Source organism: Acinetobacter sp. CS-2, assembly GCF_016599715.1.
GTDB lineage: Bacteria > Pseudomonadota > Gammaproteobacteria > Pseudomonadales > Moraxellaceae > Acinetobacter.
Genome location: NZ_CP067019.1, coordinates 200,478 through 222,411 on the forward strand (window position 1 = coordinate 200,478; position 21,934 = coordinate 222,411).

Consider the following 21,934-nt stretch of genomic DNA (forward strand, 5'->3'; position numbering starts at 1 on the left):
AATGACTATTGCCCTTAAAATGGACCATGTCCGTAAAGAATTTCCGGCCAAAACCACAGGCAAAGAGCCGGCTGCACCATTTGTCGCAGTGGAAAATGTCACGCTGGATATTCAGCAAGGTGAATTTGTCTCGATTGTGGGGCCAAGTGGCTGCGGTAAATCGACCTTGTTAGATTTGATCGCGGGGCTGACTCGTCCAAGCTCAGGACAGATTTTGCTGAGTGGTAAAGAAATTACCAAGCCAGGTTTGGACCGTGGCATTGTGTTCCAGCAATATGCCCTCTATCCCTGGCTGACGGCTCTAGAAAATATTGAATTTGGTCTGGAAGCCAAAGGCGTAGACAAGAAGACTCGCCGTGAAAAATCGAAATATTACTTAGAATTGGTCGGGTTATCTGGTTTTGAAAACCATTATCCCAACGAGCTTTCAGGCGGGATGAAACAGCGTGTAGCAATTGCACGAAGTCTGGCTTATGAACCTGAAATTTTATTGATGGATGAGCCTTTTGCCGCACTGGATGCACAGACGCGAGAAACCCTACAAGAGGAACTTCTTAATATTTGGCGTAGCTCGAATGCCACCATCATTTTTATTACCCACAGTATCGATGAAGCGATTTACTTGAGCCAACGTGTCGCGATCATGACCTCACGTCCTGGGCGAATTAAAGAGGTGATCGAGATTCCGCAAAGCTTGCGCCTGCAAAATGCAGACGTCCGTTCAACCGCTGAATATGGACAATTGCGTCATCGCATTTGGTCACAGCTGAGTGAGGAAGTGATTAAGGCACAGGCACTAGAAAAATCGAAACAACTCAAGCAAAGCGCTTAAACAAATATAAGAAAGAGGAATAACATCATGGCATCTGCAAAAAATCAGGCATTGGCCTATCCCAACACGGGCTTTGCTACAAAAAAAGCCAATCTTCAACTGGGTTGGTTAAGTTCAGGCTTCAAACGTTCAATTGCAATTGTATTGTTCTTTGCACTTTGGGAAATCCTGCCACGCATTGGTGTGGTGAGTGCGGCATTTCTACCGCCATTAAGTCAAGTATTCCAAACAGGGTGGGAGCTCTATCAATCGGGTCAACTCAGCCGCCACCTAGCCGTATCATTGCAACGTTCCGCGATAGGCTTTAGCCTCGCGATTCTATTGGCCATTCCTTTAGGTTTGGTGATCGGCTGGTATAAACTGGTGGCAGAAACCTTAAATCCACTATTAGAGCTGTTCCGAAACACAACTGCACTCGCCCTCATGCCGGTATTTATTCTATTTTTAGGGATTGGTGAACTCTCTAAAGTGAGTTTGTTGGTCTATGCCTGCACCTGGCCGATTCTATTGAACACCATTTCAGGTGTGCAAAATGTCGATCCATTACTCATTAAATCTGCACGCACCATGGGTTTACCCCCTCATCAACTGTTCAGAAAAGTCATTTTGCCAGCGGCAGTTCCGACCATTTTTGTGGGCATCCGTTTGGCAGGTGCAATCTCAATTTTAGCGTTGGTGGCTGTTGAAATGTTCGGTTCGAAAGCAGGCTTGGGCTACTTGATTATCTATTCCCAATATAGCTTTGAAATTCCACAAATGTTTGTTGGAATTTTAATTATGACGGTACTTGGACTTACATTTAACTATGGATTATTGGCCGTTGAAAAACATTTTACAAAATGGAAGAAAAATCCAGTCGAATAAAATCCTTAAAATAAAGACACCCAGTTTAAAATGGGTGTTTTTATTTCTGATTCAAACAAATAAAATAATAACTTTAAACCAATATAATAAAATTCATTAAATTTAAATCAACCCATATTTTAATAAACGCGTGCGAATGACATTACGGGTCACGCCTAATAATTTTGCAGTATGTACCTGGTTGTACTGGCAGTACTCATAGGCACTGCGAATAAATTTTTCTTCAATCAGCTCATTGATATTGGTCTGCTTAAACTGTTCCGAAGACTGAAAAATACTTTGAAATGTCTGTTCCAAAAGTTGTCCTGCATCCTGAAGATCCTTAATCGTTCCATTCACCGCAGAAATTGAAGCAAAGCTAAAAGGTTCAGCTTTCTGGGCAGCCGACTGAATACTGGAAAACGTAATATCTTCCGGTTCAATCACGCCATTTTTACTGACTAAAACGGCATGGTGAATGGTGTTTTCCAGCTCGCGGATATTGCCGGGCCAGGGGTGCAAACTCAGTTTCTTAAGCGCCAGTTGGCTGAGGCGCAATGGGGTCGCATGCGGGTCGGTCTGGTAGACCTGAATAAAGTGTTTGGTTAGCGGCAGAATGTCATCGCGACGCTCTGAAAGCCTTGGAATTTTGAGTAAGGCCACATGCAGGCGATAGAATAAATCCTCCCTGAAACGTCCGTCCTGCACGGCTTTTTCCAGATCGACATTGGTCGCGGCAATAATGCGCACATTGATCGGAATCGGCTTGAGTGAACCGATGCGCACAATCTCGCGTTCCTGTAACACCCGTAATAATTTGACCTGCATGGACAGCGATAAATCGCCAATTTCATCCAGAAACAGGGTGCCATTATGCGCCGCCTCAAACCAGCCCACACGGGTATTAATGGCACCGGTAAAAGCGCCTTTTTCGTGTCCAAAAAGTTCACTTTCGACTAATGATTCGGTGAAAGCGCCACAGTTCACCGCCACAAACGGGCCTTTGGCACGATGGCTGAGCTGATGAATCTGCCGGGCGACCAGTTCTTTGCCCGTACCGGTGTCGCCAATAATCAACGCATTGGCTTCACTTGGCGCAATCTGTTCAATACGGGCAAGCAGCGCCTGTGATAAAGGATCTTCAAATACCGTCGCCGTTGCACGCTTATGCTTCAGGGCAGAGGGTACATTGGGGTGGGTTAAAATAGACATGAGATTCTTATACTTGTTGAAAATGTTAATCATCATGAAATATTTAAAATGGAATGATAAATAATATATCGGTATTTGATTATCGCTTTCAGATATAAATTAAAGCTGGGATTCTTTATCTGTTTAAAAGATAAAAAAAATAGGGATAACTAAAGGATAAATCAAGATAAAGCAAATCAATAATCTGTTTTATATTAGAGATCTCTAAATAACAAAAGGCAGAATTAAAATGGCAATTACTTCAGTAAATGTACGTAACCAGTTTAAAGGCATTATTCAAGAAGTATTAGAAGGTGACGTTGTTTCAGAAATAAATGTGGAAACCAAAGCCGGTCTGTTTACTTCAATTATCAGTACCCGTTCAGTCAAAGACCTAGACCTTAAAGTCGGTTCTGAAGTTGTGGTGTTGATCAAATCGACGGAAGTGTCCCTGGCGAAGCTTTAATTCGCCAGTGCCTCAAGCTTTACAGGAGAATTGAGAGATGACACAGCAAGCAACAGGCCATGTATCTATTCAGCAGCTCAGCAAAACCTATCCGACACAAAACAATGACGCTTTAACTGTGCTGGACGATATTAATTTAGACATCCAGCCGGGTGAATTTATCAGTATTGTCGGCAGCAGTGGCTGCGGCAAGTCCACACTGTTACGCTTATTGGTAGGACTGGAAAATAGCTATCAAGGCCAGATCCAGGTGGATGGCAAAAAGATTTTTGGCACCAGTTTACAGCGCGGGATCGTGTTTCAGGACCACCGTCTTTTTCCCTGGTTAAGCGTGCGTGAAAATGTGCGTATTGCACTGCATCAGAGTAAGCTGACACGGGCTGAAGAAGACAAACTGATTGATGAACATCTGCAATTGGTCAATCTGACCAGTTTTGCCAATGCCTATCCATCCCAGCTTTCAGGCGGCATGAACCAGCGTGTGGCGATTGCCCGCAGTTTGGTCAATCGTCCGGAAATTTTATTTCTGGATGAGCCTTTTGGCGCACTGGATGCCTTAACCCGTCAGAACCTGCAAGACGAATTACAGCGGATTTGGCAGGCAGAAAAAATCACTATGGTGATTGTGACCCATGACGTTGAAGAAGCAGTATTTTTAGGGGATCGTGTGGTGGTGATGCAGCCGCATCCGGGTCGGATTAAACGTATTGTTGATATCCCGGTTGCCCATCCGCGTAAACGTGAAGATGTACGTTTGCACAATATTAAAAATGACATTTTGACGGATTTTAGCGATCCGTTAAAAGACCAGTTACACCGTAATAAACCGGCAGCGAAGTTTTCAGATTATCAATTTGCCTGGTAATGCTATGTCCTGTTTTATCCAAAAGCCTGCGTAAAGTAGGTTTTTTAATGTCTGCTTAAAATAGCCAGAGATAAAAAATCCCTCACGAATGAGGGATATTCAATTGCTTTTCAATCAAGATGCTTTGACTTGTTGACCTGCCAGCACATACTGGTTTTCTGGACGTTTCAAACCTAAATTTTCGCGTAAGGTTTTGCCTTCATATTCGGTCCGGAACAGGCCACGGCGTTGCAGTTCCGGCACAATAAATTCCACAAAGTCATTTAAGCCGGCTGGGGTAGTCGGCGGTAAAATGTTAAAGCCATCCGCTGCTTCATTTTCAAACCAGTTCTGTAGCTGATCGACCACCTGTTCCGGTGTACCCACCAGCGTCCAGTGCCCACGTGCCGAGGCAATATATTCATACAGCTGGCGAATACTGAAATTGTGCTTACGCGCAATATCAATCATCATCTGCTGGCGGCTGGAGAAATTAATATCGGCATCTTCAAGTTTAGGGAAGGGGGCATCCAGGTCATATTTCTCCAGGTTAATTCCACCGGATAAACCTGACAGTAAACTTAAGCCAACTTTGGGATGAATCAGGCTGTTTAATAACTGGTATTTTTCTTGTGCTTCCTGTTCAGTTTTCGCAACAAAAATGGATACGCCCGGCATGATTTTCAAGTCATCGGCATGACGGCCATATTTCAACAGACGGCTTTTTACATCGCGGTAAAATTCCTGTGCATCGCTCAGACTTTGCTGCGCGGTGAAAATCACTTCGGCATATTTACCTGCCAGTTCACGGCCATCTTCCGACTGACCTGCCTGTACAATCACCGGGTAACCTTGTGGTGGACGAGAGACATTTAAGGCGCCATCAACTTTAAAGTATTTTCCTTGATGTTTGGGTTCGTGGAATTTGCTGACATCAAAAAATTGGCCGCTTTCCTTATTGTAAAGGAATGCATCATCCTCCCAGGAATCCCAGAGTTTTTGTGTCACTTCAATGAATTCATCAGCACGTTCATAGCGTGTTTTCGGATCAGGATGCTTTTCCAGTCCGAAGTTACGCGCGGTATCAGCTGAAGCTGTGGTTACGACATTCCAGGCAGCCCGACCTTTGGAAATATGATCCAGCGAGGCATATTTACGCGCTAAAATGTAGGGATCTTCATAAGTGGTCGATGCGGTGGCAATAAAACCGATATTTTGGGTCACTGCTGAAAGGGCTGCAAATAAGGTCACCGGTTCAAAACCGACCGCCTTGTCGCCTAAACCCCGTTGGCCTTCTTTTGCATTACCCCAACTGACCGATAAACCATCGGCAAGGAAATAGGCGTCAAATAAGCCTTTTTCTGCTGTTCGTGCCAGTTCAATTGCATAATCAATATTTAAATGATCTTGCGGACGCGATTCAGGATGACGCCAGCCGGCAGCATGTTGCGATGTTGTGGGAATAAAGGCACCGAGTTTAATTTGACGCTTAGACATTGTTCTATCCTATGAAGTGTATTTTTCTCAATAGTGTCTATTTCAAGATGCATGCCATTTTAAAAATATAATTAAAACAATAATATAAAATACATAATATTTTTATGTGTTTAATGTTCAGCAGTAAAAAAGTTGCTTTGTTGCAAATGCAACAGTAGAAAAAATGCAGTACTTATATGAAATAAGGTCGATCTTCAAAAAAGAATACTTTGGGGCAAAGTAGTGATGAGAAAGATTAAAATGAGGTGAATTTCAAAATACATAAAAAATGCCCCGAAGGGCATTTGGGTAGTTCTTGAATTAAGAGGCCTGCGCTTGTTTTTGCGCCAGTACATACTGATTTTCCGGACGTTTCAGTCCCAAGTTTTCACGAAGGGTGCTACCTTCATATTCAGTACGGAACAGGCCACGGCGCTGCAGTTCTGGCACAATCAGGTTGACAAAATCATTTAAACCGGCAGGCGTGCTTGGTGGCAGAATATTAAAGCCATCTGCAGCTTCATTTTCAAACCATTCTTGTAGTTGGTTCACAATCTGCTCAGGAGTACCCACCAGCGTCCAGTGGCCACGTGCAGAGGCTACATATTCATACAGTTGGCGGATGGTAAAGTTATGCTTGCGGGCAATATCAATCATCATCTGCTGGCGACTGCCAAAATTGATCAAGCTTTCATCCAGTTCAGGGAAAGGCTCATCGATGTCATATTGTTCCAGATCGATTCCGCCGGCCAAACCGGAAAGCAGACCCAGACCGACTTGTGGATGAATAAGACTGTTTAACAGATCGTATTTTTCCTGTGCTTCTTCTGCCGTTTTTGCCACAAAAATCGAAACACCCGGCATGATTTTCAGGTCATCCGGATGACGGCCATATTTAGCTAAACGACCTTTCACATCACGGTAAAATTCCTGTGCATCGGCTAAATTCTGCTGTGCAGTAAAAATCACTTCGGCATATTTTCCAGCCAGCTCACGGCCATCTTCCGACTGACCTGCCTGTACAATCACCGGATAGCCCTGTGGCGGGCGCGGTACGTTTAATGCTCCTTGCACTTCAAAATATTTGCCCTTGTGCTGAGGTTCATGAAATTTTTCTGGCTGGAAAAACTGTCCAGAGACTTTGTCATATACAAAGGCATCATCTTCCCAGGAATCCCAGAGTTTCTGTGCAACCTCAATAAATTCATGTGCACGTGCATAGCGGCTTTTTGCATCTGGATGTTCGGACAGGCCAAAATTGCGCGCGACTTGTTTAGAGGCTGTGGTGACTACATTCCATGCCGCACGTCCTTTGGAAATATGATCCAGTGAGGCGTATTTGCGTGCCAGCGTATATGGGTGCTCATAGGTGGTCGATGCAGTAGCGACAAAACCAATATTTTTCGTCACTGCAGACAGGGCAGCGAATAGGGTGACTGGTTCAAAGCCAGTATCTTTATCGCCCAGACCCCAGCCTTTGCTGGTGGCGGAACCCCAGTCGCCGCGTACAGCTAAAGTGTCCGCCAAAAAGTAGGCATCAAATAAACCACGTTCTGCCGTTTTGACCAGCTCAATGGCATAGTCAATATTTAAATGATTCTGCGGACGTGAGTCCGGATGACGCCAGCCGGCAGCATGCTGAGAAGTGGTTGGAATAAAAGCACCAAGACGGATTTTACGTTCAGCCATGAGAAAAACCTTGTGTTTTTTATGTTGTCAGCTGGTTATAACAAGGAATTTTCAGGCTTAAAAATACGATAAAATTAAATCCATATAAAAAATATGGATTAAGCAGGAAAAACGCCAATCACAAGTTTTTTGCTTGGATTTATTTCGCTGTTAAAGGCTGAATATTACACCAGTGCCTTAATGGTCTTTTTCTTCCACACGAATTGGTAATACATGCCTTGCATGATGCACAGGATGACAAAGGCTAGGGCATAGGCATACCAGATGCCTTGCAAGCCCCACCATCGGCTGAACAGGTAGGCACAGGGCACTTCAATCAATAAAATCGCAGCAATATTAATCAGCATCGGTAGGGTCACGGTACCGCTGGCACGCATGATGGAAGCAAAAATTGCACTGGCACCAAAGAACAGGATGGACCACAGCACAATAAATAACAGCTGCTGTCCCAGTACCACCACCGTCGGGTCGGTGATAAACAGCGCCATCAGATATTTCGAGAACAGATAGGCTAGAGCCACCAATCCACCGGTAATCACGATATTCATAGCGAGTGCAGTATGGGTCACTTTATTGAGCAGATCCGATTTTTCTGCACCAATCGCCTGTGCTGCAAAAATGGAGGCGGCAATGGAAATAGACAGGGCGGGAAACTGGATGTAATTCAAGACCTGATTGACTGCCCCATAGGCTGCAGTGGCATGTGAACCATAATGGTTGACCAGCCCGACAATCACCAGTCCGGCAACTGAGGTGGTGACCATTTGAACGCCGGTAGGAATACCTAAACGTAGAATAATTATACTCATTTCCGGGTGATGGCGAATGTGGCTGAGCAAATGACGGTCAGGCTTCAGCGGGTGACCTTTTTTATTCAGGTAAATGTACAAAAAGATCAGGACTGCCATATAACCGACAGCGGTCGCAATCGCTGGAGCAATAATGCCCATTTTCGGAAAACCAAAATATCCGCCAATCAGCACCGGGGTGATCAGGACCCCGATCAGAATGGTCATGGCAGAAGCAATTAGCGGGGTGGTACTGTCACCGACTCCACGCAAAATCGAGCTATAGATAATATAAACAAACAGTAAAGGACTGCCAGCCAGCATCCACTGTACATAAGGCAGCGATAGGGGCATCACCTCTGGGTCGGTACCTAGGGCCAACAGAATATTTTCGGCAAAAAACACCCCCAGCAGGGCAATGATACTACCGCCAATGAGGGTCATGAACAGGGTAGACCCCACCACATAGCGCACTTTTTCAATATTTTTTGCTCCCCAAGCCTGTCCAACCAATACCGTTGCACCTGTGGAAAGCCCAATCACAAAAGCCAGCAGGCAGAACAGAATTGGAAAGAATACCGCCACCGCTGCAATGGCATTCACCCCCATCATTTGCCCGACAAAAATGGTATTTATGGTTCCGGACAGGTTTTGCAGAATATTGGTCGCAATCAATGGCCACAGAAAAATCAGAAATGTTTTCCAAAGTTTTTGCTGGTTGAACAAGGAGTGATGATGAGGAGGCATGGAACGTCCTGTAACTATTTTTTATCTTTTGATTCTCATTACTAACCCTACCTGAGTTAGCTTAAACAAGCCTTAGTTTTTCCGTAACCAAGGCCAAATTTGATTGCAAATGATGAACTTAAACAGCCGATAAAATGGCGGTAGCCTGCTCTAAAGTTTCATCTTTTTTGGCAAAACAGAAACGGATTAAACGTAAGTTTTCCGGTGGCTGCTGATAAAACACAGAGATTGGAATGGCAACAATGCCATGCTGTTCAGCCAAGAATTTACACATCTCGACATCATCCAGATCGGGACGGATAGTACTGTAATTCAGGTTCTGGAAATAGGTGCCTTGTGAAGGGGTAAAATGAAAGCGTGAGTTACGCAGGCCTGAATTAAACAGGTCACGCTTTTCCTGATAAAAATCTGCAAGCCCTTCAATATGTTCGGGATGCTGCTGCATAAATGTGGCCAGCGCCATTTGTATTGGTGTCACCCCGCAGAAACTGGCGAACTGATAGACCTGTCTGAATATTTTCATCAGTTCAGGTGAGGCAATACAATATCCGGTTTTCCAGCCGGTGACATGGAAAGTTTTACCAAAGGAACCGACTACGATGCTGCGGTCACGTAATTCAGGGAATGACAGCGCCGAATAGTGCTTTTGACCGTCATAAATCAGGTGCTCATAAACTTCGTCGGATAGGACAATGATATTTTTATCGCGAATCAGTTCAATTAAATTTAACCAGTCCTGACCTGACCAGATAGCACCGCTCGGATTATGCGGAGTATTCACAATAATCATCCGGGTCTTATTGTTAATGGCATCTTTCACCCGGTTCCAGTCTACGGAAAATTCGGGTGCAGCCAGAGCAATATGAATGGCTTTGCCACCCACTAATTTAACGCTGGGTCCATAACTATCATAACAGGGGTCGAAAATAATGACTTCATCACCGGCATGAATCAGGGCCTGAATGGCAACAAAAATGGCAATCGTGGCTCCGGGGGTAATGGTGATTTCAGTCAGCGGATCAATCACCAATTGATCGCGTTGTAAAAATTGCTGGGCTACCTGTTCCCGCAGTGAAATCAAACCATCACTGGGTGCATATTGGTTAAAACCATCTAGAGCAGCTTGGCTTAAGGCTTTAAGCAGCGCGGGTGGAGCAGCAAAGTCGGGAAAACCCTGAGAGAGATTTAAGGCATTCAGGCGATGTGCCATCGCGGTCATCACGCTGAAAATAGTGACACCCTGTGCCGGTAGTTTGGAATGAATCTCAAGCATGACCCGAACTCTTCAATATTCTTATGCTGTTCAGTGTAACAGCAAGCGCAGCACAGCAAAATAAAAGGATAGGCTTAAGCTCTGTACATTTTTATCTAATTTCATCCATTTAAATGAATTACGCTGATGGAGAAATTTAACAAAAAACCTACTGGACGAAAAAAACAACATTTCCTAGAATGCGTCTCAAATTAAAATAAAGCCATAACAACAATAAATGAACATGTTTAAAAATATCCATACTGTAATGGACAGTGTGGGCTTAAGTTTGCAAAAGCGCGCCCTGCACATCCAGTTTTCCAATGAGTTGCTGAATGCTCAGGTCTTTATTCAACGTATTGAAGGGCAGCACCGCATCAATCAGGGCCTAAAAGCTGAACTGATATGTCTGTCGACACATGCCTATATTCCGCTCAAACAATTTATTGGCGGACAGGTGGCTGTGGATCAGGTGACGGATTCAGGCGAGTTATCCCGAATCACGGGCATCGTGACAGGTGCCAGCCAAGGTCAAAGTGATGGTGCACTGACCCTGTATAAACTGACCCTTGAAGATGCAACGGCACTGTGGCACAAGCGCCGTAACAGCCGCGTGTTTATGAACAAAAGCGTGCGTGAGATTAGCGAAATCCTGTTTAAGGAATGGCAAGCTAAAAGTGCGCTATTTTCCGCAAGTTTAAGCTTGAATACTCAAGGCCTGAGCCGAGAATATGATGTGCGGCCTTTTGTGATGCAATCCAATGAAACCGATTATGAATTTTTAACCCGACTGTGGCGCAGCGAAGGCATTAATTGGCTGATTGATGAAGCCGAGCATGTCGTTGCCAGCTCGGCAGCAGGCATTCAAGCGCAAAAATTATGTTTGATTGATGAGAATCATCAGTTTAATGCCTTAAAAAGAAGATCGGTGCGCTTTCATCGCAGCCATGCCGCAGAAGCGTTTGACAGCATCACCAGTTTTATTGCCAAACGCGCTTTGCAATCGACCGCCGTTCAGGCTCAGCGATGGCAAGCCAGTCTGCTGTCTCAGGATCAACCCTATTCCCAGTTGAGCAAGCATCAGCATAGTGATGTACAGGACAATGCAAGTTTAAGTCTGGAACAGGCCTGGAGCATTAGCCCCGCATGGACACCTGACTTAACGGGTACGGATCAAAGTACTGTCTCAAACAACCAGCAACTGGAAAAACTGAACCGGCAACTGAGCCAGTACCAAGACTTGCAGGCCAAATATTTTACTGCCCAGAGCAGTGTACGTGATGCTCATGTGGGCTACTGGTTTGAATTGCTCGGCCATCCTGAAATTGACCAGCATTCAGGTTCAGACAAAGAATTCCTGATTTTAGGTAAATCTTTTTATAACCAGAATAATTTGCCAAAAGACATCCATCGGCAAGTCGATAGCTTGTTGAGTTTAAGCCGTTGGCAGCAGCAGGGTGAGGAACGACAGGGAGATGAGCTGTATCTGGTGCGCCGCAATATTGCCGTAGTACCTGAATATCATCCCCTAAATCACCGACCGGTTGCGTATCCGCAACGAGCCAAAGTGGTCGGTCCGGAAGGGGAAAGTATTTATGTCGATCAGTGGGGGCGAATTAAAGTCCGCTTTTTGTTTACCCGTGACGAGGATCATGGACATGATGGCGGAGCCGGCAGCAATGACAATGATAGCGATTCAGCTTGGGTGGATGTCCTGACCCCGTGGGCAGGTGAAGGTTATGGTGTGCGTTTTCATCCGCGGATTGGTGAAATTGTGGTGATTGATTTCTTTGAGGGGGATGTGGACCGGCCTTTTGTGGTGGGGCGGATTCATGAAGCGGAACGCCATCAGACCATGTTTGATGGCAAAGGTAAGTTACCGGAGACCAAAAAGCTCAGTGGTATCCGCTCGCAGGAAGTTGGTAGTTCGGGTTTTAACCAATTGCGTTTTGATGATACCTCTGGACAGATCAGTAGCCAGTTACAGAGTAGCCATGGCGCAAGTCAGCTGAATTTGGGACATCTTAGCCATCCCAAAGCTGCTGAGGCCAGTGAGGGTCGTGGTGAAGGTTTTGAGTTAAGAACAGATCACTGGGGTGCTGTTCGGGCGGGTGAAGGTTTGCTCATTTCCACACATAAACAAGATAGCGCGGCAGGTCATCATTTAGAGGTGAATCAGGCCAAACGTCAGCTTGAAAATAGTTTCAATCATTCAAAAGCACTCAACGACATAGCGAAAAATCAGCAAACGGATGCACTCACCATTTTAGACAATTTAAAGCATTTTCTAGAACGGATGGAACATAAGGATAAAGCTAAAGTAAATGCCTTTAAACAGGCCTTGATGATTCTGGCAGCGCCAAGCTCCATCGCCTGTGTCACCCATGAAGATTTACATTTCTCTGCTGATGGGCAGATCAGTCAAACTGCTGGAGATGCAATTAATTTCTCAACGCAAAAGTCATTCATTGGCCATGCTCAAGACAAGATCAGCCTGTTTGCAGCGCAGCAGGGCTTTAGTGCATATGCGGCGAAAGGCAAAGTCGAGCTTCAAGCACAGGATGATGCTATTGAAGCCATAGCCCGTAAGGTCATTAAGCTGATTTCGACTGAAGACCAGATTGAAATCACCAGCCCGAAAGAAATTGTACTGACAGCGGGTGGTTCACAGTTAAAGATCAATGCAGAAGGTATTTTTACGACTACGGCTGGCAAGTTTGAGAGTAAGGCGGGACAACATAGTTTTGTAGGAGGAGGGAAGGTAGTTATGCCTCAGATCAGTTTACCAATGCTTGAAACGCCTTATAGTAATCAGCTGGATTACAGCTGGAATCATTTTTCAGAGGGTGAAAAGGAAATTTTTATTGTTGATCAATCAGATGGAAAATTAATTAAAAATATTAAAAATGAGCTGGATAGTGAAAAAAATATGAGTTCCTTCAGGTTCTATACGCCACAACAAACAGAATTTACCGCCTTGGGATTTAATTCTTTAAATACTTATTTAAGTCAGGATATATCAAACGATAATAGTGATGAGCTGATAGAAGAAACAGAAGAAGAAATTTTAGAAGATGATGACGTTTACACAGAAGAGGATTTTGATTAATGAGTCATCTAATCACAATTTTTTCTAAATTCTATGATAAATCAGGTCAACGAATTATTAATCTAAATGGGCTTTGTTGCACAAACCTATCTGTAAAGGCTTTTTCAGCGATATAATTTTCAAATGAAGAAGCCTACACACAAAATCTACCGCACAACCAATTGGCCCGCATATAACCGAGCACTCATGAGTCGCGGAAATATTGCCATTTGGTTTGATCCTGCTACGCAATGGTATGCTCCATCAAAAGGCAAACAAGGGCGAAATCGAACCTACTCCGACGCAGCTATCCAATGCTGCTTAATGATTAAATCCTTATTCCGTCTATCTTTACGTATGGTCACTGGCTTTGTGCAAAGTCTGATTAAACTTTGCGGATTAAATTGGACCGCACCAGATTACAGTACGCTTTGTAGAAGACAAAAGCATATTGATATTGCAATCAGCTACCAAAAAAGTAGCGATGGGCTGCATCTACTCGTAGACTCTACAGGCATGAAGTTTCTAGGTGAGGGCGAATGGAAACGCAAGAAACATGGAGCTGAATATCGTCGCCAATGGCGTAAACTACATATTGGTATAGATGCCAAAACCCTACAAATACGCGCTATTCAGCTCACAACCAATAATGTCAGTGATTCACAGGTGCTTGGTGATTTACTTAATCAGATTCCACAAGATGAGCAGATTGACTCTGTTTATACCGATGGAGTTTATGACACCAAGCAATGCCGTCAGGTCATTGCAGATCGGCAAGCACATGCGGTGATTCCACCTAGAAAAAATGCGAAACCATGGAAAGATACAAAGAGTAGCTCGCTAGAGCGAAATGAATTACTTCGAACAGTTAAACGTTTAGGCAGGACATTATGGAAAAAATGGTCAGGCTATCATCGCCGCAGTTTGGTGGAAACCAAGATGCATTGCATCAAATTATTAGGCGATAAATTAATGGCAAGAAGCTTTCCTAGTCAGGTGAATGAAATTCATGCACGTGTAGCAGTCCTCAACAGATTTACGGAATTAGGTCGACCACTTACCCAAGTTACGCCTTAAATTTGGCTCAATTAGGGGCGCTTTGCATTTCAAATCTTTGTGCAACAAAGCCGTATGTAATTAATTCTTTTGCCTCCTTATGGAACTATGGTGTGCTTTGAGGGGTTTAAGAAAATTCTGACTATTTGATTTTTTCTTATATAAAAAAGTAGCTACAAAGGTAGCTACTTTGAAATTTTTATCCTTCCAAAACTTCTTCCAGCAATTCTTCACTCGGTGCAAAGTAATAAGCCCCGTCCATTGGTGTCACAAAGTGAAGCAAACGGTCATGAATACCATCGCCAGCTGTACCAAACATATGTTCCAGCATATGATCGATAATGTTTAAGTTTTTGGTATAAGCAATAAAGAATAAACCTTGGTCACCTCGACCTTCACCATAAGGAAGGGAATGGCGTAAAATTTCCATTTCTTCACCTTTCTCATCCTCAATCACCACACGGGCAATGTGGGCATCTTTAGGCTTCACCTCATCATCCAGTTCAATCGACTCTAACTTGGTTCGACCCATCACATTTTCTTGTGCATCGACTTTTAATTTTTTCCATTTTTCCAGGTTATGTGCATAGCGCTGCGCAAAGACAAAAGAGCCATCAGCAAAAATTCCGGCATCTTCATCGAGTAAAGCGACTTCGGCACGATCATCGGGGAATTGCGGATTTTCAGTGCCATCTATGAAACCAGTCATGTCACGTCCATCGAAATAACGGAAGCATACCCGTTCATCCAGTACTTCAACTTTATCTTGAATGTCTTCAAAGAATGACTGGCTTAAGGCAAAGCAGATGTCGGCGCGAGCACTGGCAATATGAATCAGCAGATCAGCAGGGACAACAGGCATCTGGAATGAACCTTGAATTGGTTGTAACTGCTTAAAGCCGGCAGGAGTTTGATGATAAAGTCTTGCCCAAAGCTCTGGACCAAAAGCGACGCCTGTTTTAATCTGTGCATTCGGATGCTGGGTGATTAAACGGTCACGGGTGCTAAATAAATCTGCAAGTTTTTCTTTTAACTCTTCAATCGTTAAGTCTTTTAAACGTAAAACAATAAATCGGGCATGATCTGAAGGTAACGGTAAAATTACAGATTGGGCAGTCATACATGGCTCCTAACAATTTTTATAAAATACGTGTCTGGCTTTATTGTGCCTCATCACTGCTTGAGTGAATAGTCCAAGGCTTGAGTTTGCACTTCGATTTTTAAGCCCTTTAAAAGATGAAAAGTCATATAATAAGCCGGTCTTTTTATCTTCTTGTATTTTATGTCTTACCAAGTTTGGCTTGCCTATATGCTGGCATGCTGGGTCATCAGTATTTCTCCTGGAGCAGGTGCAATTGCTTCGATGTCGAGCGGTTTAAATTATGGTTTTCGACGTGGATACTGGAATGCTTTAGGTTTACAGCTGGCACTTTTAGTGCAAATCGGGATTGTGGCAGCTGGGGTAGGGGTACTATTTGCCACGACACCTTGGGCTTTTTTGGTTGTGAAATGGTTTGGCGTGGCGTATCTCTTGTATTTGGCATACCTGCAATGGACAGCACCCGCACAGGCCATTGAGATTCAACAGGAACAACCGACTAAATCGATTCCTAAATTAGTCTTATATGGCTTCTTGGTCAATATGAGCAACCCGAAAGCGATTGTGTTTTTACTTGCCGTGTTGCCACAGTTTCTGGATTTGTCTAAACCACAATGGATTCAGTATCTGATTATGGCAGTCACCATGGTGACGATTGATCTAATCGTGATGGCGGGCTATACCGGCTTGGCCGCCAAAGTTTTACGATTACTAAAATCGCCGAAACAGCAGAAATATATGAACCGGACCTTTGCGGTATTGTTTGCCTGTGCAGCAACGTTATTAAGTTTGGTACATCAATAAAATGAGAATGGATTAAGTCGCAGCCTGTTGTTCTTCCATCAGCATAAATAGCATATCCAGTTCCGGTGAAGCATAACCCAGAGCCGTCATTGCAGCCGTGATTTGTCCGCGATGATGGGTAGCATGATTGAACACATGCATCAGTGTCGCTGCATAAGGTAGGCTCATGTCTTGGCTCCGTGTATTCCGGTAATGCAGCACGCCATCTAAAGCTTCCTGGTTTAGCTCTTGTATCAAATCTGCCACTGCCCAGCACTTTGAAGCAGCCGTTCTAATAATCGATGACGGTCGGTCTCAATCACACTGTTTAAGGCGATAGCGGGTGATTCCCCTTTAGAAAAACGAGAAAACCAAAGTTCATGTTCAGCAACAAGCAAGTGGTTCAGTGTGCCCAAAATACTTTTTAAGAACAGACCACAATCTTTCAAAAAATCTTCATCAGAAACAGCGTGTAGAGATATGCTTAAGCGATGGGTGGCCCAAAGATGATAACGTGCCCATAGTTCGAAGGTGTGAATATTCATTGGGAAACTTATTTTGTTTTTTATTTGAACAGTATAAAAGCCGTTTGAAGCTTTGGCTAGAATAAAAAACTATTGCCTGGATAAAGTTGAAATGTATCAGCGTTTAGTCAGTTTTAAAGCCTGAAGGAATTCATGTTCAGTTAATACCACAATACCCTGTTTCCTAAACAGCGCGGCGGTTACGCCTTCACCCTGAATTTTATGTCCTGTAAATGTTCCATCATAAATCAAGTCACTGCCACAGGATGGACTATTTGCTTTCAGGATGGCATGAGTAACCTGATGTTCTTGCGCCAAGGCTAAGGCTGCATAAGCTCCTTGAATAAAGGCATCAGAAACATTCATGCCTTCTCGATCTATTACAGTCGCATGATTGTTCAGAACATCTCTACCTGATGCATTCTGAATTTCAGCAGGCGGGCGAGGGGTAGGCAGTCCGCCACTGATCTCAGGACATAAACTCACATATTGATCAGGTATTAAATCTGAAACTAATTCCCTGACTAAACAATCTTGTCCATCGTAACGAACTTTTTGTCCAAGCAGACAAGCACTAATAAAGTATCCCTTGCCGGTCATCACCTTAGCTCAGCTTCTTGAACTTTTGTACGGTAAAAATCACCGCAAATAAAATTGCCATAGTCAGGACAATGGTCAGGCCGGTAGAGGTATCGAGTCCTGCGCTGGACCATAGCCCGACACTAATCCCGATTTGTGCAATCACAAAAGCCCAAACCACCATCTGTTTCGGCGAGTTTGCCAACAAACGCGCTGTTAATGCCGGAATCACCAGTAAAGCGCCCATCAACAATGAACCGACCGCACGCAAAGCCAATACGGTAAACAGGGCCAGCAGTAGCATAAACACCAGACGTTGCCATTTGGCATTCACGCCTTCACTCACTGCCATATCTGGGTCAATCGCAATCTGAATCTGTGCTTGCCAGTTTTTATACAACACAGCTAAAGCCGCAATAATGACCAGGGCAAACATCGGCAAGTCTGACCAGGAAATTTGCAGCAGATCGCCAAACAAATAGCTGAGCAGTTCAGGTCTTAAACTTGGAATATGTTGAATAAACAGTAAGCCTGAGCAGAGCAGGGTAGCTGAACATAAAGCCAATAAAGCATCATTGGGCAGGCGAGGGTCATGCAGTGCCCATAAAATAGCCACCAATAGAAAAGCCAAAAAGCTCACGCCCAACCATAAAGGCAGGCTTAAAGCACCTGCAATCGCCACGCCCAATAAAGTGCCATGTGCCATGGTGTCGGCAAAAAAAGACATCCGTCGCCATAACATCAGACAGCCCAGCGGAGCCGTCAGAAACACCAACAGGGTTCCCATGGTCCATGCAGGTAACAAGAGTTGTAACCATTCCATCATGGCTTAAGCTTCCGGTTCAGGGTGAATATGTGGACGAGGATCATGCTGACACGGAGTCGCACTGTCACCATGCGCACAGTGATCATGATGATGCTGATAGAACACGCGGTTGGTACCGAAAATGGCCTGATATTCAGGGTGCTGTTGCACATTTTCCGGCAAGCCGCTACAGCAGATGTGCTTGTTTAAACACACGACCCGATGCGTACCTTGCATGACCCATTGCAGGTCGTGTGAGACCATCAACACGGCACAGCCATATTTGATCGGCAGGCTTCTGACATATTCATACAGTTCAGCCTCGGACTGAATATCCAGACCTTGCATCGGTTCATCTAGTACTAGTACATCAGGCAAACGCAGTAAAGCCCGTGCCAGTAATACCCGTTGCCGTTCACCACCTGAAAGTTGCTGAACCTTACAATCCTGTAATTTGGTAATGCCGGTATCACGAATAATTTCTGCCTTGATATCTGCATCGCAGTGTTCTAAAGCCAATAAATCCCGCACCCGCAAAGGCAGGCTATGCGATGGACTAAACTTTTGCGGCACATAGGAAAATTTGAGTTTTTTATGGCTATGAATTTTTCCTGAATTGGCTTTCACAATGCCTAAAAGCACTTTAATCAGGGTAGATTTTCCCGCGCCATTCGGACCGATCAGGGTGACAATTTCTCGCTCGTGTAAAGCGAAATCCACATTTTTTAAAATGTCACGGTCATCAATCCGCACACTGATTTTATTCAGGGCAATTAGGGGATTGACTGTTACTGTTTGTTGCGACACTGCTGACATATCCCGGAAATTTCAATAATACTGTGATGTGCAGTAAATTGATCTGATGCTGAAAGTTCATCTAATTGTTTTAATAGCCCCTGAGCAGAGGCTTCTTTAACATTTTTGCATTCGGTACAAATTAAAAATGCTGCCTGATGTCCTTCGCGCGGATGACAACATGGAATATAGGCATTAATCGAAGTTAAACGATGGATTAAACCTTTTTCCAGTAAAAAGTCCAAAGTGCGATATACCGTTGGTGGTGCAGCAGGACGGTCAGATTCACTCTTGATTTTAGCCAGTAAATCATAGGCACCCATAGGACCGCTGGCATTTAAAATCAGTTCCAGCACTTCTTTACGTAATGGGGTTAAGCGTGCGCCAGTCGTTGCACAGAGACTTTCTGCTTCAGCAAGGCGTGTTGCTATATTATGATGGTCATGTACGCCATGTAATGCATTGTGATGTTCGTGCGAACATAAGCTCATAGCCAACCTCAAGTGCGAAATTTATAAAAACAAATGGACATTAAATCTTAACATGAAGCGATACCTGTTTCGATAAACATAGGTATTTTTGTCGATTTGTTATATTATAACACTTATTGAGTATTTGGTGATTTTCTTCATGTCCCGTTTCTTTGCATTTTGTGCACTGGCCCTCTTCAGTAGCTTTGGTTGGACACAGAGTCTGGTGGTTTCTACGCATCCCATTTATCTTATTGCTCAGGAAGTGACTCAGGGCGTGGAGAAGCCTGTGCTCTTACTAGGGGATCAGTCTGGACATGACATTACCCTGACGCCAGCGCATCGCAAAGCCATTCTTGATGCCTCACTGGTGATCTGGCTGGGTAAGGCACATGAAGCTCCATTGAATAAGCTGTTGTCTGATAATCCCAAAGCGATTTCGATTTTAGAGTCCGGTATTGTGCAAACCCTGCCGCAGCGTACTACCCGTGGTGTGGCGTTGAACAATACGGTCGATACACATGTGTGGCTGGATCCCAACAATGCCGTACGTATCGGCTTTTTTATTGCAGCCCTGCGTTCACAACAGTTACCCGAACATAAAGACGCTTACTGGGCCAATGCCAAACGCTTTGCTCAAGAGATGCTGCTGAGTGCACAACAATACAATAGCCAGACTACAGCCAAACCTTACTGGGCATATCATGATGCCTATCAGTATCTGGAACGTGCTTTAAACCTGAAATTTTCCGGTGCATTGACCGATGATCCCCATGTGGCACCTACACTGGCTCAAATTAAATATTTAAATGACAGCCGTCCAAGTCGCAGTATGTGCCTTTTGGCAGAAGGTCATGCCAGCAAAAACCAGTACCAAAAATTGAATCCGGTGACCTTCCAGGCGGTCGATGAAAGCATGGGCAGGGAAGGGGACTTTGTGCTGGCGTGGAAGAAACTGGCCGATCAAACATATAAATGTGTACAAAATGCACGGAAATGATGCAAAAATTAAGCAACAATTGATGAGTTGAAAAGCGATTTATGTAATTAAAAAATCCGACTTAGGTCGGGAAAAGATTGCATGTTCAGGGGTGTAACTCTATAATGCCTGCGATTAAAAACGATCATCAGCTAAACTTGTCAAGCATGAATGCTGTGAGTGAATAAATAATGAGCCGAACTAGTCGCATGATTGATCGACGATTAGCGAAAGCTTTAGTCATCTTACAAGCATGCATGATTCCTGTTTCAGCCTTGATAGCGTGGGTCGTGAAAGACTCAACTGCAGCTTACAGTGCCGCACTTGGTGCGTTGGTGTGTTGGCTTGCAAGTTGTTATTTTTCTTGGCAATCGTTTCGAGCCGCAGGTGCGCGAGCTTCAAAACAGGTTCTTTCGAACATGTATAGAGGCTTGATGGGCAAGTTTGCAATTGTGATTGTTGGTTTCATTTTAATTTTAAGCACTGTCAAACCGTTGTCAGCGGTGGCATTGTTTTGTGGATTTATACTTGTTCAGACGATGACGTGGGTCGCACCTTTTTGGGCGTCACGACTCCGGAAATAAGTTTAAACACAACAAAAAATTGAAAAGTTTTTTAGGAGAAGAACGAGATATCAGGCAGCACGCGATGTTCGTTCTCTCTATTTAGTATTTGACATTGACCAGGTGTGATTTATGGCTGCTGAAGAACATGCCCTTACTTCGACCGAGTACATCAAGCATCACTTGACCAATTTAACCTATGGCAAAATGCCTGATGGTTCTTGGAAATTGGCTGAGACTGCTGATGAAGCTCAACAGATGGGGTTCACTGCTATTCACTTGGATTCAATGGGTTGGTCTATCACTCTCGGTGTGGTTTTCTGTTTGTTGTTCTGGTTAGTAGCGAAAGCTGCAAACGCTGGTGTTCCTACCAAGTTCCAGTCTGCAATCGAAATGATCATCGAGTTTGTTGACTCAAGTGTCCGCGACACTTTCCATGGCAAATCACGCTTAATTGCGCCTTTAGCCCTCACAATTTTTGTGTGGATTTTCCTGATGAATGCGATGGATTTACTTCCAGTGGATTTCATCCCGCATCTTGCAGGAATTATTGGTTCAAACGTATTTGGTATGGACCCGCATCACGTTTACTTCAAGATTGTTCCATCTACTGACCCTAACGTTACCCTTGGTATGTCATTGTCGGTATTTGTGCTTATCTTGTTCTATAGCATTCGTGAAAAGGGCATCGGCGGTTTCGTCGGCGAGTTAGCACTCAACCCATTTAACCCAAGTAACCCAGTTGCAAAAGCGTTGCTCATTCCAGTGAACTTGATTCTGGAACTCGTAACATTCCTTGCACGTCCAGTTTCATTGGCTCTACGACTTTTCGGTAACATGTATGCAGGTGAGTTAATTTTCATCCTCATCGCATTATTACCGTTCTGGATCCAGTGGGCGTTGTCTGTGCCTTGGGCGATCTTCCACATTCTTGTTATTACGTTACAAGCATTCATTTTCATGATGCTGACTATCGTATACTTGAGTATGGCTAGCGAAAAACATTAATGGTATTGCCTGACTGTCAAAGGATGGTTGGGCTTAATTTTTTACTTTAATTTGGTA

The 21,934-nt window shown here is 44.1% G+C and carries 20 protein-coding genes and 1 pseudogene; 10 read left to right on the forward strand and 11 right to left on the reverse strand.

Features of this window, described 5'->3' with window-relative positions:
* Position 1: 1 nt before the first annotated feature.
* Together JFY49_RS00905 and JFY49_RS00910 are read left to right on the forward strand one after the other, a co-directional pair.
* Positions 2-832 carry an ABC transporter ATP-binding protein gene (locus JFY49_RS00905; RefSeq protein WP_180042899.1) on the forward strand — a complete coding sequence of 277 codons (831 nt, stop codon included), beginning with the start codon at positions 2-4 and terminating at the stop codon, positions 830-832.
* A gap of 27 nt (positions 833-859) precedes the next feature.
* Positions 860-1,696, forward strand: a complete 837-nt coding sequence (locus JFY49_RS00910) for an ABC transporter permease (RefSeq protein ID WP_180042900.1) — start codon at positions 860-862, stop codon at positions 1,694-1,696.
* A 102-nt stretch (positions 1,697-1,798) separates the two neighbouring features.
* Here JFY49_RS00910 and JFY49_RS00915 read toward each other — a convergent pair whose 3' ends face one another.
* Positions 1,799-2,887 (reverse strand): sigma-54 interaction domain-containing protein, encoded by a 1,089-nt coding sequence (locus JFY49_RS00915; protein ID WP_180042901.1) that lies wholly within the window; start codon positions 2,885-2,887, stop codon positions 1,799-1,801.
* 229 nt (positions 2,888-3,116) lie between these two features.
* Here JFY49_RS00915 and JFY49_RS00920 point away from each other — a divergent pair, with 229 nt between their 5' ends.
* Both JFY49_RS00920 and JFY49_RS00925 read left to right on the forward strand, forming a co-directional pair.
* The gene (locus JFY49_RS00920) at positions 3,117-3,332 is read left to right on the forward strand and encodes a TOBE domain-containing protein (protein ID WP_086176493.1); all 216 of its coding nucleotides are present in this window, start codon (positions 3,117-3,119) and stop codon (positions 3,330-3,332) included.
* Between the two features lie 37 nt (positions 3,333-3,369).
* Entirely contained in the window at positions 3,370-4,197 is an 828-nt protein-coding gene (locus JFY49_RS00925; protein WP_200223485.1) for an ABC transporter ATP-binding protein, read from the forward strand.
* 114 nt (positions 4,198-4,311) lie between these two features.
* Here the strand turns inward: JFY49_RS00925 and JFY49_RS00930 are convergent, their stop codons facing one another.
* The 4 genes from JFY49_RS00930 to JFY49_RS00945 all read right to left on the reverse strand — a co-directional run bounded on the left by JFY49_RS00930 (position 4,312) and on the right by JFY49_RS00945 (position 10,149).
* The gene (locus JFY49_RS00930) at positions 4,312-5,673 is read right to left on the reverse strand and encodes an LLM class flavin-dependent oxidoreductase (RefSeq protein ID WP_200223486.1); all 1,362 of its coding nucleotides are present in this window, start codon (positions 5,671-5,673) and stop codon (positions 4,312-4,314) included.
* Between the two features lie 300 nt (positions 5,674-5,973).
* The gene (locus tag JFY49_RS00935) at positions 5,974-7,341 is read right to left on the reverse strand and encodes an LLM class flavin-dependent oxidoreductase (protein ID WP_200223487.1); all 1,368 of its coding nucleotides are present in this window, start codon (positions 7,339-7,341) and stop codon (positions 5,974-5,976) included.
* A 164-nt stretch (positions 7,342-7,505) separates the two neighbouring features.
* Positions 7,506-8,876, reverse strand: coding sequence for an MATE family efflux transporter (locus JFY49_RS00940; RefSeq protein WP_200223488.1), 1,371 nt, complete (start codon positions 8,874-8,876; stop codon positions 7,506-7,508).
* A gap of 118 nt (positions 8,877-8,994) precedes the next feature.
* Positions 8,995-10,149 carry a methionine aminotransferase gene (locus tag JFY49_RS00945; protein WP_200223490.1) on the reverse strand — a complete coding sequence of 385 codons (1,155 nt, stop codon included), beginning with the start codon at positions 10,147-10,149 and terminating at the stop codon, positions 8,995-8,997.
* Between the two features lie 223 nt (positions 10,150-10,372).
* Here JFY49_RS00945 and JFY49_RS00950 point away from each other — a divergent pair, with 223 nt between their 5' ends.
* Both JFY49_RS00950 and JFY49_RS00955 read left to right on the forward strand, forming a co-directional pair.
* Positions 10,373-13,237: a type VI secretion system Vgr family protein gene (locus JFY49_RS00950; protein ID WP_200224776.1), complete on the forward strand. Its 2,865-nt coding sequence runs from the start codon at positions 10,373-10,375 to the stop codon at positions 13,235-13,237.
* 123 nt (positions 13,238-13,360) lie between these two features.
* Positions 13,361-14,293 (forward strand): IS5-like element IS17 family transposase, encoded by a 933-nt coding sequence (locus JFY49_RS00955; RefSeq protein ID WP_200223492.1) that lies wholly within the window; start codon positions 13,361-13,363, stop codon positions 14,291-14,293.
* Positions 14,294-14,471: 178 nt separating this feature from the next.
* On the opposite strand, the gene JFY49_RS00960 is transcribed toward JFY49_RS00955, so the two are convergent.
* Positions 14,472-15,392, reverse strand: coding sequence for a Dyp-type peroxidase (locus JFY49_RS00960; protein WP_166171981.1), 921 nt, complete (start codon positions 15,390-15,392; stop codon positions 14,472-14,474).
* A gap of 162 nt (positions 15,393-15,554) precedes the next feature.
* Between JFY49_RS00960 and JFY49_RS00965 the strand changes: the two genes are divergently transcribed.
* Complete coding sequence (locus tag JFY49_RS00965) at positions 15,555-16,175, forward strand: LysE family transporter (protein ID WP_166171983.1); 621 nt, start codon at positions 15,555-15,557, stop codon at positions 16,173-16,175.
* Positions 16,176-16,187: 12 nt separating this feature from the next.
* On the opposite strand, the pseudogene JFY49_RS17725 reads toward JFY49_RS00965, so the two are convergent.
* From JFY49_RS17725 to JFY49_RS00990, 5 genes and pseudogenes are all read right to left on the reverse strand, one after another.
* Positions 16,188-16,699: pseudogene (locus JFY49_RS17725) on the reverse strand (DinB family protein).
* 96 nt (positions 16,700-16,795) lie between these two features.
* Entirely contained in the window at positions 16,796-17,278 is a 483-nt protein-coding gene (locus JFY49_RS00975) for a DUF523 domain-containing protein (protein WP_200223493.1), read from the reverse strand.
* Between the two features lie 4 nt (positions 17,279-17,282).
* The gene (znuB, locus tag JFY49_RS00980; RefSeq protein WP_166171987.1) at positions 17,283-18,083 is read right to left on the reverse strand and encodes a zinc ABC transporter permease subunit ZnuB; all 801 of its coding nucleotides are present in this window, start codon (positions 18,081-18,083) and stop codon (positions 17,283-17,285) included.
* 3 nt (positions 18,084-18,086) lie between these two features.
* On the reverse strand, positions 18,087-18,878 hold the full coding sequence (znuC, locus tag JFY49_RS00985; RefSeq protein WP_166171989.1) for a zinc ABC transporter ATP-binding protein ZnuC: 792 nt from the start codon (positions 18,876-18,878) through the stop codon (positions 18,087-18,089).
* Complete coding sequence (locus JFY49_RS00990; protein ID WP_086196644.1) at positions 18,851-19,348, reverse strand: transcriptional repressor; 498 nt, start codon at positions 19,346-19,348, stop codon at positions 18,851-18,853. Before JFY49_RS00990 ends, znuC begins: the two co-directional genes overlap by 28 nt.
* Positions 19,349-19,487: 139 nt before the next feature.
* On the opposite strand from JFY49_RS00990, the gene JFY49_RS00995 reads away from it, so the two are divergent.
* From JFY49_RS00995 to atpB, 3 genes are all read left to right on the forward strand, one after another.
* Positions 19,488-20,327: a metal ABC transporter solute-binding protein, Zn/Mn family gene (locus tag JFY49_RS00995; protein ID WP_200223495.1), complete on the forward strand. Its 840-nt coding sequence runs from the start codon at positions 19,488-19,490 to the stop codon at positions 20,325-20,327.
* Between the two features lie 170 nt (positions 20,328-20,497).
* Positions 20,498-20,890 (forward strand): ATP synthase subunit I, encoded by a 393-nt coding sequence (locus JFY49_RS01000; RefSeq protein WP_092820019.1) that lies wholly within the window; start codon positions 20,498-20,500, stop codon positions 20,888-20,890.
* Between the two features lie 111 nt (positions 20,891-21,001).
* Positions 21,002-21,877 carry a F0F1 ATP synthase subunit A gene (atpB, locus tag JFY49_RS01005; RefSeq protein ID WP_086176476.1) on the forward strand — a complete coding sequence of 292 codons (876 nt, stop codon included), beginning with the start codon at positions 21,002-21,004 and terminating at the stop codon, positions 21,875-21,877.
* The last annotated feature ends 57 nt before the right edge of the window (positions 21,878-21,934 follow it).